Source organism: Desulfocastanea catecholica, assembly GCF_054657295.1.
On sequence record NZ_BAAHYZ010000012.1, the window covers coordinates 37,904 to 50,847 of the forward strand.

The following is a 12,944-nucleotide window of genomic DNA, read 5'->3' on the forward strand; positions in this document are numbered from 1 at the left end:
TCCTCCTAGCCCCCGATGTTGAGCAGCTTTTTCCAGAAAAACTGCAGGTTGCCTTTCGGCGAGGTCTGCGAGGGTTCGGAGCAGATGCGACCGGCCAACTGGCGAAAGGCGGCGGTGATTTTCGATCCGGGGCTGAGTTCGCTGATGACCTTCTGTTTTCTGATGGAATCGATCATCTGTCGATCTTCCGGAATGGAACCAAGGTAGTCAATGGAGATATCGAGATACCTGTTGGCCACCATGGTTAATTTACGATACACATCGAGCGCGTCGTCTTCGGTGCGGATCTGATTGACCACCAGATTGAATTTTTTCTCGTGATAATGCGTGGACAGCAGTTTCATCAAGGCATAGGCATCGGTGATCGCCGTCGGTTCCGGCGTCGTCACGACCAGTATTTCCTGGGCGGCGGTGTTGAAATAGGTGACATTCTCCGAGATTCCCGCTTCGGTATCGATCAGTACAAAGTCGAAATGGTTGTGCATGGCATCGAGGCCGTCGAGCAGGCGCATCTTCTGATTGGAATTGAGGCGGGTGAAATTCTGGATGCCGGAACCGGCCGGCAGAATTTTGATACCCAGAGGGCCATCGACCATAATGTCCTGCAGTTCGCGTTCCCCGGTAAAAAAGTGGTTCATGTTATAGGAAGGCGAAAGACCGAAGACGACATCGATATTGGCCAGGCCAAGATCGGCATCGAGGATCAGCACCCGTTTGCCCATCGAGGCGAGATTATAGGCCAGATTGGCACATACCGCGGTTTTGCCGACACCGCCTTTGCCGCTGGTTATCGAATAAACGGCGGTTGCCGGTTCGGTGCCGGCCGACTGTGTATCAGGGCGGAGAGCGTTTAAATCGCGCAATGTCTTTGCCTGATCTCCGGCCGAGCGTGGTGTATTAGTCATGCATGGATCCTTCATTTTGAGACATGATCAACTCTGCAACAATTTTCGGTGAAATTTCCAGTAGGTCTTCGGGAACTCTCTGGCCGTTGGTAATGTACGAAAGCGAGTTGGCGTTCTGGATCTGTATATTGAGGAGTATGCCGAGGTTGGTGCACTCATCTGTTTTGGTAAATATGGTGTTGCTGATGCCCAGGCTATTGAAACGTTCGATGGTATCGACAAGCTCATTTTCCCGCGTTCCGGCCGAGAGCACCAGATGCTTGTCGATGTGCCGGTCGGGTCTGAGGAATTGCGCCAGCTCATCGATGCAGTAGCTGTCCCGCGGGCTCCTGCCCGCCGTATCGATAAGGATCAGCTCCTTGTCACTGTGCCTGGCTATCGCCTGTTCGAGCTGCTCCGGACTGATGACCACATCGACCGGCAGGCGCATTATTTCGCCGTAGACCTTGAGCTGCTCTACGGCGGCAATCCGGTAGGTGTCAATGGTTATCAGGGCGATGGCGTTGGAATGCCTGGCCAGGTACGAGGCGGCAATTTTGGCCAGGGTGGTCGTTTTGCCGACGCCGGTTGGCCCGACCAGGGCAATGCGCTGCTGCACTTGCCCTGCGGCGAAGACCGGCGGCTGCACTTCGATGAGATCGGTGATCGTGGAGATGATGGTATTGGTCACATTGGCCGGATCGCACAGTTCCTGTTCGGTGAGACTCTGCCTGAGAAAACCGGTAATAGTCCGCGATGTTTCGACGTTTATGCCTCTGCCGGTCAGCAGCGAGAGGATATGATCGCCATGGATGGCATTGCCGGTGAGTCGATTGGCAAAGTCTATATCCTTGACCTGGAGGCCGGTTTGCCTGGTGCTCTTTTGTACTTTGCCCCCCGCCTCTTGTTCGGTCAGCAGACCGATCTGGCCGGCGAGATTTTTTACCAGATCTTTCAGCTCGTTGACGTCATTTTGCAGGCGGTGATCGTCGGTTTTTGCGCCAGTTGTTTTCCTGGCGTTGTGCTCGGCCGCTTGTGCGGCGGCAGGGGATGGATCTTCCGCGTGGAGATAGCGTGCCACCGAATCGCCGACGACCTGACGAAATCCCGTGCGGTGTTTACCGACGGGGGGGGCCGGGGCCATCGGTTGAGAGATGGACCTGCGGTCATTTTTCTCCCGTTCGGGGAAATCCGTATCGACCGCCGCGGTAATTTCCAGCATCGGTTTACCGAGGATGCCGAGCTTGCCGTTTCTGACCGTCCTCGTTGACAGAATAAGGGCATCCGGACCAAGTTCCTGCTTGATTATTTTCAAGCCCGAGGCCATGTCTAGCGCTTCAAAGACTCTAACTTGCATCGAGTTTCACCGTGCCAAGGGATCTGATCTTCAGATTGGGCGTAATTTCATTATGGGAGAGAATGGTCAGTGTCGGGAAGTATCTCTCGGTCAAATTCCGCACGTAGGGGCGAATCTGCGGCGCTGACAGCAGGGCCGGGCGGCTGCCGCCGTCAAACAGCTGGATCGCTTTGCCGATACCATCAAGAATTCTCTGGGCAATGACCGGATCTATCGACAGGTAGCTGCCGGTTTCCTTGTGCTGTATGCCATTTCTGATGGCATCCTCGGCGGGTTTTGCCAGGGTGATCACCGGAATGACGCCGTCAACGGCCAGTTCGCTGCTGATCGTTCTGGCCAGGGCATGGCGAACGTATTCGGTGAGGATGTCCGTATCCTGCGTTGTTGCCGCCCAGTCGGCCATGGTTTCCAGAATGGTGCGCAGGTCGCGGATCGACACGCCCTCTTTTAACAGATTCTGTAACACCCGCATGATGGTTCCAAGAGACAGCACGCCGGGTATCAGCTCCTCGATAAGTTTCGGATAACTATTAGCCAGATTGTCAAGCAAACCCTGAACCTCCTGGCGACCGATGAGCTCATGGGAGTATTGCTTGATGATCTCACTGATATGCGTCGCCATGACGGTGGTGCAGTCAACAACCGTGTAGCCGGCAATCTGGGCCCGGTCTTTTTTATCGGAGGTGATCCACAGGGCGGGCAGACCAAAGGCGGGTTCGGTGGTGGCGATGCCCTGCATCCTCTCCGTGACCATGCCGGGATCCATGGCCATGAAATGCCCGGGCAGGATATCCGATCCGGCTACCTTTACTCCTTTCAGGGAGAAGGTGTATTGGTTGGGCGACAGCTGCAGGTTGTCTTTAATATGCACCGGCGGAACAATGAAGCCGTTATTCATGGCAAACTGTTTGCGAATCGATTGAATGCGGTTGAGCAGTTCCCCGTCCTGGGCCGAATCGACAAAGGGAATGAGACCATAGCCGACCTCCAGCTGCAGCAGGTCGACATTGAGCATCTCTTCATAGTTTTCCTCACGCTTCACCGGTATCTCCGCCGGGTGTTCGGCGATGACTTCGGCCGCGATTTTTCTTGACTGGTCGAGGTGGAAGGCAAGCGCTGCCAGGGCGATGGACAGGATGAGGAAGGGCCAGAAGGGCAGCCCGGGGATCAGGGCGAAGACCAAGAGTATGCCGGAAACCACCCACAGGGCCACGGTATTCAGAGAAAACTGACTCTGCATGTCGCTGCCGAAATCCTTGTCGCCGGTGGTGCGGGTCACCAGAAGACCGGCGGCGGTGGAGATGATCAGCGCCGGAATCTGGCCGACAAGGCCGTCACCGACCGTCAAAATAGTGTAGTTGGCGGCGGCTTCGGCCATCGGCATGCCTTTCTGGGCCACGCCGATGACAAAGCCGGCACCGATATTGATAAAGGTGATGATGATACCGGCGATGGCATCGCCTTTGACGAATTTCGACGCACCGTCCATCGCCCCGTGAAAACTGGATTCCTTGGAAATATTCTCCCGGCGGCTTCTCGCCTCATCTTCGGTGATCAGGCCGGCGTTAAGGTCCGCGTCGATGGCCATCTGTTTACCCGGCATGGCGTCGAGGGTGAACCGGGCGGCGACCTCGGCGACACGACCGGCACCTTTGGTGATGACCATGAAGTTGATGAGTACCAGGATGGCAAAGATGACGATACCGACCACATAGTTGCCGCCGACGACGAACTGGCCAAAGGACTGGATGACCGAACCGGCAGCGCCCGGGCCTTCATCGCCGTGGATGAGAATAAGCCGGGTAGAGGCGACGTTCAGCGCCAGCCGGAACAGAGTGGTGGTCAACAGAATCGACGGGAAAATAGAAAAATCGGTGGCCTTTACCGTGTAGAGACTGATGATCAGGATAAGCAGGGCAATGGTAATATTCATCGAAAGAAACAGATCGAGGACGATCGACGGCAGGGGAATGATCATGATCATCAGGATCGACACCAGACCCAGGGCGGCGACAACGTCACTGCGGCCAAAAAGCTGTTTGAAGCGCAGGTCGGCCAGGGTGCTTTGGATGTTGGTCAATTCCATCAGTTCGTCTTGCCTTTCAGTGAATAAACGTGGGCGAGAATTTCCGCGACAACTTTAAAGAGATCCTCTGGTATGTGTTCGCCTAAGTCCAATTTATGCAATAATCGAGCCACTGGCGGATTCTCGATAATGGGAATGTCATGGGTTCTGGCTATTTCTCGGATTTTCATGGCGACCAGGTCGGCGCCTTTGGCGATGATCACCGGAGCCGCCATTTGTTTGGCATCATAGCGAATGGCCACGGAGATGTGCGTGGGGTTGGTGACGATGACATCGGCATGGGGCACTTCCGCCATCATCCGTTTTCGGGCCATCTGCTGCTGGATGGAACGGATCTGGGCCTTGATATGGGGATCGCCTTCACTCTCCTTGAACTCCTCCTTTACTTCCTGTTTGGTCATCTTCATTTTTTCCTCCATTTCCCATTTGACGAAAAGAAAATCGAGAAAGGCGATGAGAATGAGCACGGCGCATACCTTCGCCAGGATAATCGCGGAAATTCTGCCGAGATAACTCACGGTGGAGCTCACTGGCGTATCGACGAGTATCAGGGCTTCCGCAAAATTATCGAGGACGGTGGAAAAGGCGAACCAACCGACCAGGAGCACCTTCAACAGCGATTTGACCACTTCTATAAAGGATTTTTTCGAGAAAAACCGGGACATACCCGTGATCGGATTGAGTTTTGAAAAATCAGGCAAAAGAGGTTTGGCGGTCAGGAGCCAGCCGAACTGGAAGACACTGGAGAAAAAGCCGATAAATAAAACAAGCAGAAAGAGCGGCGCAATGAGCAAACCGAGTTTTTGTAAAAGAAAAGTCGCCAGGGTGATGGTAGAGGCGGGGGTTATTTCATAGCCGCCGCTTGTTTGAAAGATAAAAAATATCAGTTCCGTCAGGCCATTCCAGAAGGTAGGGAGATAGAAAATCCAGAAGAGGAGGATGATTGTAAAGAGAGAGGCGGTCTGGACCTCTTTGCTTTGGGCGACCTGCCCCTTTTTACGAAAATCTTCCCGTCGTTTTGCCGACGGTGCTTCGGTTTTTTCGCCGCCTGTGGAACTTTCCTCTGCCATCGATTATCGCCTGCTGAAAAGATGAAAGGAAACCTGCCTGCTCATTTCGGACAGCCTCCCGGGGAAATGGAAAATATATCCCGGTGCTATGGATTGAGATATTGCAGCAGGAGGATAAAACGTTCGCCAAGGATGTCAAATTCCCGTCTAATTAGAACCGATACCATGCTGAGTGTCAAAGCAATGACAATAAAAGCGGCACCGATGTTGATGGGGAAGGAGAGTAGAAAGACATTCAGCTGTGGAAATACCCGGGCGAGTACGCCAAGGATCAGGCCCGAGAGGAGCAGTACCGCGAGAACCGGGGCACTGAACTGCACGCCGATGGCAAACATATGCGAGGCGAGCTCCATGAGAAAGGGCACCGCCTGGCCGGAAAAATCGATTTGTCCGGGTGGTAGAAGCTCATAGGACAGCACCGCCGTGCGCAAAAAGAGATGGTGACCGTCAATGGCCAGGAAGATCAGAATGGCAAAAACATTTTGAAATTGGGAGATAAGGGCAACCTGCCGCTCACTCTGCGGGTCAAAGACGTTGGCTGCGGCAAAACCCATCTGGTAGCCGATGACCGTGGCGCCGAACTCCACCGCCGTGAAAATGAGCCGGGCGACGAGGCCGAGCAGCAACCCTAACAGGAGTTCGGAAATCAGCAGCAGCAGGAAGGGCAGCGGGGCAAAGCCGACCTCCTTCGGCACGGCGTCGGCCATGACCGGAAAAAGCGCCAGCGAGATGGCCACAGTCATGGCCGTCTTGACGCGCCCGGGGGTCTGGGCGGAGGCGATTACCGGCACGGCGCCAATGAACCCGGCAACTCTGCTGGTCACGACCAGAAAGGTCTGGAACTGCTCAACGGGGAGAAGTTGGATATCCATACTCGGCCATCAAAGCGTGGCGATGATATCAAAAAGGCCGACGGTGAAAACAAGGACAATCTTAATGATCCAGGAACCGAAAACCAGCAAGGTGAGAAATACCGCGACGATCTTCGGCACAAAGGTCAGCGTTTGCTCATTGATTTGCGTCGCGGCCTGAAAAACAGAAACGAACAGGCCGACGACCAGGGCAATAATCAGCATCGGTGCAGAGCACATCAGAATGGTTTGAATCGCCCTGCGACAGATATCAACGGCCATTTCCGGAGTCATTTTCCACTTACCTCTGTTTGATAGAGTATCGGCATGTCATTTTCTTGTTTTCTTATGGACCAAAACTCTTGATCAGCGAGCCGACAACAAGACTCCACCCGTCAACGAGAACGAAAAGCAGCAGTTTGAAGGGCATGGATATAATCACCGGCGGCAGCATCATCATGCCCATCGACATAAGCACGGATGCAACGATCATATCGATGACCAGAAAAGGGATATAGATCATGAATCCCATCTGAAAAGCTCTCTTCAATTCGGAAAGCATAAAAGCCGGAATAAGGGTCATTGTCGGCACGTCTTCCGGGTCGAGAGGTTCCGCGTCCATGGTGATTTCCGTGAGTAAGGCCAGTTCCGCTTCGCGCACCTGGCTGAACATGAAATCCCGCATCGGGGCAACAGCCTTTTCCAGGGCTGCCGGTTGGTCGAGCTGCTCATTCAGATACGGTTGCAGGGCCTCTTCGTTGATTCTGTTGATGGTCGGCGACATGACAAAGAACGAGAGAAACAGCGAGAGGCCGAGAATAACCTGGGTCGGCGGCATATTCTGGGTGCCCATCGCCTGCCGGACAAAGCCGAGGACGATGACTATCCTGGTGAAGCAGGTGGTCATGAGCAGGATCGCCGGGGCAACGGAGAGAATGGTCAGGACAAAGAGCACCTGCAGGGCATTCGAGACCTGGCCCGGTGTATTGGCATCTTCCACACCGAAGGTGATGGTTGGCAGGCCGATGGCCCCTGCTTCCTGGGCCGGGATAAAATAGAGGCCGAGCAGTAAGGAAAGAAGCAACACCTTCGGCAAAGCGGAGTGTACCCTGGGCATCATGATGAAGTGCGTCCGGTCGATTGCAGCACCTCGGCAAAGGACGCTGCCGGCTGCGGCGTGAGGGCGGCGATATGGGTAATATGGTCGCCGCTGATGCCGAGCAGATGCTCCTGTCCCTTGACGTTAATGAGACAGAGCATCTTTTTGCCCATCAGGGGTTTGATTTCGATAATCTTGATTTCCTGATTTTCCCCTGTTGTCAGGAGTGAAAAACGTTTTTTCAGCAGACCATACAGTATCAGGATGATACCGAGTACGACCAGCAAACCCCAGATAACCCGAAAGTAATTTGCCGTATCACTTGTCGTCGGAGCAGGTGCCGCAGCCGCAAAAGTGTCAAGCGGCGCAGCATAGTGGCAGAGCAGAACAGGCAGGATAAAAAAGAAGGAAGATTTTAGAAACGGCGGCATAGTCTCGCTCTTATCCGAGGTTCTCGATCCGGTCGGCGGTGCTCACCACATCGGTCAGGCGAATGCCGAATTTGTCGCCGACCATCACCGCCTCACCTTTGGCGATCAACTTCGAATTGACATAGAGGTCAAGTGGCTCGCCGGCAAGCTTATCCAGTTCTATGACGTAGCCTTCGCCCATTTTCAGCAGATCACGCAGGAGTATTTTGCTTCTGCCGACCTCAACGGAAATCTGCAGGGGAATATCATAGAGGAAATTGAGCCCTCTGCCGCTTTTGGTTTCTGCAGAAGGCTTGGCAGATGTCGACGCTGGTTTAATGGTTTCCTGTAGAAGTTCCTTGATTTCGTCCGAGTCGGGGCGGCTGTTTTTTACGGTGGTCGTATCCATGTTTCTTCCTTAATTAATAATACCGGTGAGGCTGATGGCTTTTTTGCCGTTATGTGTCCCGGGGATGGCGGAAAACTTCGCCTTATCCTCTACCAGAACCTTCAGTGGAGAGCTGGGGTCATAGTCCAGATCAACAATGTCGCCGATCTGCATGTCCAGTATCTGCTGTATCGACAGGGTTATGACACCTGACTGGGCGGTAATGCCGGTAGGAATTGCCTGTACTTCGTCTTCCAGGACATCCTGCCAGGTTCCCCTGGTGGTTGTCGAGATGTTCAGCAGCTCTCGCAGAAGATCCCGGAGCGGCTCAAGGGTTGCGTAGGGGAACACCAGATGGATTTCTCCGGAATATTCACCGACTTTTACCAGCAGTGTCCCGACAATGACTTCTGCCCCCGGCTCAACGATTGACACGAGACGGGCATTATTTTCCAGTTTAATCAGTGAGCTCTCCAGCTCGAGCAGCTGGGAAAAGGCTTTGTTGAGATCACGGCAGGCGTCGGTAAGGACTGTCTTTAAGATCGTAAGCTCGATTGTGGTGAGCCTGCGGTCGAGGTGCGGCGATGCCAGATCACTTGCGGCTCCGAGCATGATTTCAATCATCGCAAAGGAGAGTTTTGGGTCGATGATGATCAACGCGCCATGTTTTAAGGGTGTCATATCAAGAATACCAATGCCGCCCGACTGGTTTTTGTCGGCCATAAACTTTTGAAATTCAAAGGTGTCAAGGGCTGTCCGGGTGATGGAAAGGTTACGTTGCAGCTGGTTGGTCAGGGATGTCGCATAGGAACGGATGAAGACATCGAGAATAATATCAAAATTTGGAATCCTGAATTGTTCCCTGTCCGGACGGGCGAGTTGAAACAGATTAATGGGACTGCATGCCAGAAAAACATTTTGTTCATTCCCATCGAGGTCGAGGGGGACTTTTCCTTCCCTGATCGCTCTCAGAAGATCGGAAATTTCTGATTTTTTTAGTATAGGATCCATGATATTGGCGTATGCTACTGAACCACGAAGTTCGTAAAATAAATTGAAGTTACCTTGCCGGTCTGCAGAAAGGAATTCATTTTGCCGGTGAGCTCGGCCTTCAGTTGTTTTTTTCCCTGCAGGTCCTGTAATTCTTCATAGGTCTTGCTGCTTATCAACAGGAGAATTGCATCGCGCATCTGCGGCATCCTCTGCTCGACTTCGGCTTGAACCTCTATGTTTGTCAGTTCGACGGTAAAGGAGGCCTTGACATAATGCGCCACATCCCCGCTGATGATGTTGACGACAAACTCGTCAATATTGACCATCGGGCCGATCTGTGCCTGCTGATTGAGCGCTGGCACCGGAACCTGTTGGGCGGGATTTTTTGCGTTCTCGGCGGCAGGTTTCTCCTGCAGCAGGTACCATGCTGCAAAACCTCCACCGAGCAGAAGCAGGACAAGAACCGCTGCACCTATGATGAAGAAAAGTTTCTTATTGTTGCCATCACTTCCACCTGGTGCATCTTTTTTTTCAGCCATATTTTTTTACCTTGGTGCTAAAGGGGCATTGTACCGTTTGGTGTCGAGTTGTTTGTCTGTGATCTATTGCTTTGCAGTTTCAGCACGAAATCTACCCGTCTGTTTTTTGCTCTGCTTGCCTCGTCTCTGTTGACGACGATTGGGCGGGCCTTGCCGTAGCCGACCGCCGCCATTCGGTCGAGGGGAAGCAGGCCACTGTGGGTGAAAAATCGCAGAACGGAAACAGCGCGGTCCACCGAGAGGTCCCAGTTACCAAATTGCGACTTTTGTAAAGGAGTATCGTCGGTATGTCCTTCAATCCGCACATTCATCGGCAGGGGGCGGATTATGTCGGCGATATTTCTTAAAATCGGCAGGGATTTTGTGGCGAGTCTCGATTGACCGGAGCCAAAAAGTACCGAGTCGTTGATGCGAAGAATAATCGAGTCATCATCTTTATTTATTACCCCTATGTCGTTGTTCAGCCGCAGGGAATCGATTTGTGATTTTACTTTTTCGTACACTTTTTCGGATGTCTGAATCTGAATCGGGGAAAATTGACTTATCGGCTGAGAAGGGAGAACGGGAATGGCAAAATCAACACGGGCAGGATCCCTGTGCATGCCGAAGGCATCTTTCAGGGAACTCGACGCCGCAGTGAATCGGGTCGGGTCCATATTGGCCATTGAAAGGAGCAAGACAAAAAAGGTTAAAAGTAAGGTGACCAGATCAGAGTAGGTGACCATCCAGGCCGGTGCCCCGGCAGGACGATCAACTTTCCGTTCTTTTTTTTGCGGAGCCTGTTTTTTGTCTTCTGCCATAGCCGTGCCGTTATCTGTTAAAAGAAGACTCGCGAAGTTTTGGCGCAATAAAGGCGTGTAGTTTCTGTTCCATGATTCTCGGGTTCTCACCGGAGAGGATGGACTGCATCCCTTCAATTATAAGCGTCTTGATCAACACCTCCGAGGCCGAGCGGTTTTTCAGTTTTCCGGCCATTGGTGCGCAGACAACATTGGCAATGACCGCGCCGTAAAAGGTTGTCAGCAATGCCACGGCCATTGCCGGCCCGATAGAGGAGGGGTCATCCATGGTCTGCAGCATCTGCACGAGGCCGATCAGGGTGCCGACCATGCCCATTGCCGGTGCGTAGGCGGCAATAGAGGTGAAAATATCGGCCCCTTTCCCGTGCCGCATCTGGATATATTCTATTTCCGTGTTCAGCATGCTGCGCAGGGTATCAGGTTCCTGGCCGTCCACGGCCATCTGCATGGCTTTCTTGAGAAAATCGTCCTCGACCGTCTCCATTGCCCCCTGCAGGGCGAGAATACCTTCCTTTCTCGCCTTGTTGGCAAATTCCATAAGTTGGACAATGAGATTGTTTATGGACATTTCCTTATGCAGGAAAGTTTTCTTGGCGACACTCATGGCACCAAGGACATCACTGAAGGGATAATGCACCAGGGTGTTGCCGAGAGTACCGCCAAAAACGATCATAATTGAAGGGACATTGATAAAAATTGTCAGAGGGCTGCCTTGCAGAATAGCCATAAGCATCAGGCCAAATGCTGCGCCTATGCCGATTACGGTTGAAAGATCCAAACAAATCCTCCATGACAGGTTCAGGTTGTTAAAAATTGCAAAGGGAGGGAGCCCTGTATTTTCCAGCAGGAGATATCAGGGTGGTTACATCCTTTTCCTTGACACCGTTCCCTGTAGCATAGGCGCTGGATTTTTAAAACTCAAGCTAGCAAAAAATATTCCACATTTATAGATTATTGCTGCTGGTGAACTGAAACAGTGTCTGGGCGGGTGTTGCCTGGACCGTAGCCAAAAGGAAAACCAGGACGAACATATCGCCCGTCCTGGTCTGGTGGTGGGGGTGTCAAAAATATGGCGGCTACCTTTTCAGGTTGATAAGCTCGCCCAGCAGCTCGTCAACCGTGGTAATAATCTTTGAATTGGCTTGGAAGCCTCGTTGGACGGTGATCATTCTGACAAATTCCGCTCCCATATCGACGTTTGACTGTTCAAGAGAGTTGGTGAAAATATTGCCAAGTTCAGGGCCGGGCAGTCCGGTACGGGCGGCACCGGAGGTTGTTGAGGCGGTATAGAGATTGCTTCCGGCAAGGGTCAGTCCGCCGGCGTTGACGAATTTTCCTAAAACCAGCTGTGAAACCTTGGTCTGTTCGCCATTTGAATAGGAGGCTACGACAATCCCTTCAGGGTCTATGGCAATGCCGGTGAGATTTCCGGCCCTGGAACCATTCTGGTTTTGCGAGATGACGACTGATTCACTGTTGAATTGGGTGGTATCGAAGGTAACGATAATGTCGGTCGGCGTTGTACCGTTCCCCCAGTCCAACAGCGGGATAGTGCCGGTTGTCGTTGTCGGCACCGGGAGGGCGGCATTTGCCAATATTCCGTCAGCTGTAAAATTAAGCGTTCCCAGGCTTCCGCTCATAATCGTGCCGGTGCCGTCGTCTGTTTCGGCGCTCCAGTTCGCTTCCCAGGTATTAGGGTTGGTTTTGGTAAAATACGTACTGAGCAGTTGTGGATTGCCCAGGGTATCAAAAACCTGCACGGACGAGGAGTACGTATAGGTGTTGGGATCGTTATAATCAAAAGGTGTGCCGGTTGCCGCAGTTAAATCAATCACCGGGTCCGTGGAGTCGAGATTGGTCGTCAGCTGCAGGGCCGAGGTAACGGTGCCCTGTATCAGACCGCTGCTTTCCACCCGAATATCCGTCGCATCGCCTGCCGCCAATACGCCATTTGCGTCAAATTCCTGGCCTTGCACGCGCAGACCTTCCGGGTTGATGAGAAAGCCGTCCTGGTCAAACCGGAAAGAGCCTGCCCGTGAGTAATAGGCGGTTGCATCGCCGGGTTCCTTGAGGATAAAAAATCCGTCGCCTTCAATGGCCACATCGAGATTTGACTCAGTCGCTTCGAAGGTGCCCTGGCTGAAAATCTGGTCAACTTTGGACATGCCGACACCGCGTCCAACCTGAGATGTACCGCCCGAACCATTTATCGAGCTGGAGAGGAGATCGGCAAAGATTGTTCGGGAACTTTTAAAACCAAGTGTATTGGTGTTGGCAAGATTATTCCCAATAACCGTCATCGCCTGGCCGTTGGTGTTCAGACCGCTGACTCCGCTGTATAATGCACTCGAAATACCCATTTCTGTCTCCTTTGTCTCAAAGTCCGTTTAATACCACGACTTGTGTAATTGTTTGTGAAATCTTGATTTTTTGTTCAACAGCGCTGACTGTCCGTTAGGCCGTCGAC

The 12,944-nt window shown here is 52.7% G+C and carries 14 protein-coding genes; all 14 read right to left on the reverse strand.

Translation table 11 applies throughout. The annotated features are described in order from the left end of the window. Nucleotides 1–5: 5 nt before the first annotated feature. Nucleotides 6–905 carry a MinD/ParA family protein gene (locus tag ACYQ8U_RS12255; protein WP_459945828.1) on the reverse strand — a complete coding sequence of 300 codons (900 nt, stop codon included), beginning with the start codon at nucleotides 903–905 and terminating at the stop codon, nucleotides 6–8. Further along, nucleotides 898–2,241, reverse strand: a complete 1,344-nt coding sequence (gene flhF, locus ACYQ8U_RS12260) for a flagellar biosynthesis GTPase FlhF (protein WP_459945829.1) — start codon at nucleotides 2,239–2,241, stop codon at nucleotides 898–900. Before flhF ends, ACYQ8U_RS12255 begins: the two co-directional genes overlap by 8 nt. Continuing rightward, nucleotides 2,231–4,327, reverse strand: a complete 2,097-nt coding sequence (gene flhA, locus ACYQ8U_RS12265) for a flagellar biosynthesis protein FlhA (protein ID WP_459945830.1) — start codon at nucleotides 4,325–4,327, stop codon at nucleotides 2,231–2,233. The genes flhF and flhA overlap by 11 nt, the downstream gene beginning before the upstream one ends. After that, entirely contained in the window at nucleotides 4,327–5,397 is a 1,071-nt protein-coding gene (flhB, locus tag ACYQ8U_RS12270; protein ID WP_459945831.1) for a flagellar biosynthesis protein FlhB, read from the reverse strand. Before flhB ends, flhA begins: the two co-directional genes overlap by 1 nt. An 86-nt stretch (nucleotides 5,398–5,483) precedes the next feature. Beyond that, on the reverse strand, nucleotides 5,484–6,269 hold the full coding sequence (gene fliR / locus ACYQ8U_RS12275; protein WP_459945832.1) for a flagellar biosynthetic protein FliR: 786 nt from the start codon (nucleotides 6,267–6,269) through the stop codon (nucleotides 5,484–5,486). Between the two features lie 9 nt (nucleotides 6,270–6,278). Next, entirely contained in the window at nucleotides 6,279–6,542 is a 264-nt protein-coding gene (gene fliQ / locus ACYQ8U_RS12280) for a flagellar biosynthesis protein FliQ (RefSeq protein ID WP_459945833.1), read from the reverse strand. Nucleotides 6,543–6,594: 52 nt separating this feature from the next. Continuing rightward, nucleotides 6,595–7,368, reverse strand: a complete 774-nt coding sequence (gene fliP / locus ACYQ8U_RS12285; protein WP_459945834.1) for a flagellar type III secretion system pore protein FliP — start codon at nucleotides 7,366–7,368, stop codon at nucleotides 6,595–6,597. Beyond that, nucleotides 7,365–7,778: a FliO/MopB family protein gene (locus ACYQ8U_RS12290; RefSeq protein WP_459945835.1), complete on the reverse strand. Its 414-nt coding sequence runs from the start codon at nucleotides 7,776–7,778 to the stop codon at nucleotides 7,365–7,367. Before ACYQ8U_RS12290 ends, fliP begins: the two co-directional genes overlap by 4 nt. A 10-nt stretch (nucleotides 7,779–7,788) precedes the next feature. Continuing rightward, on the reverse strand, nucleotides 7,789–8,166 hold the full coding sequence (gene fliN, locus ACYQ8U_RS12295) for a flagellar motor switch protein FliN (RefSeq protein ID WP_459945836.1): 378 nt from the start codon (nucleotides 8,164–8,166) through the stop codon (nucleotides 7,789–7,791). Between the two features lie 9 nt (nucleotides 8,167–8,175). Next, nucleotides 8,176–9,156 (reverse strand): flagellar motor switch protein FliM, encoded by a 981-nt coding sequence (locus ACYQ8U_RS12300; protein ID WP_459945837.1) that lies wholly within the window; start codon nucleotides 9,154–9,156, stop codon nucleotides 8,176–8,178. Between the two features lie 14 nt (nucleotides 9,157–9,170). Continuing rightward, the gene (locus tag ACYQ8U_RS12305) at nucleotides 9,171–9,677 is read right to left on the reverse strand and encodes a flagellar basal body-associated FliL family protein (protein WP_459945838.1); all 507 of its coding nucleotides are present in this window, start codon (nucleotides 9,675–9,677) and stop codon (nucleotides 9,171–9,173) included. A 17-nt stretch (nucleotides 9,678–9,694) separates the two neighbouring features. Next, nucleotides 9,695–10,477 carry a flagellar motor protein MotB gene (locus tag ACYQ8U_RS12310; protein ID WP_459945839.1) on the reverse strand — a complete coding sequence of 261 codons (783 nt, stop codon included), beginning with the start codon at nucleotides 10,475–10,477 and terminating at the stop codon, nucleotides 9,695–9,697. A gap of 10 nt (nucleotides 10,478–10,487) precedes the next feature. Continuing rightward, nucleotides 10,488–11,255 carry a motility protein A gene (locus ACYQ8U_RS12315; RefSeq protein ID WP_459945840.1) on the reverse strand — a complete coding sequence of 256 codons (768 nt, stop codon included), beginning with the start codon at nucleotides 11,253–11,255 and terminating at the stop codon, nucleotides 10,488–10,490. Nucleotides 11,256–11,553: 298 nt separating this feature from the next. After that, on the reverse strand, nucleotides 11,554–12,837 hold the full coding sequence (locus ACYQ8U_RS12320) for a flagellar hook protein FlgE (protein WP_459945841.1): 1,284 nt from the start codon (nucleotides 12,835–12,837) through the stop codon (nucleotides 11,554–11,556). Nucleotides 12,838–12,944 lie beyond the last annotated feature (107 nt).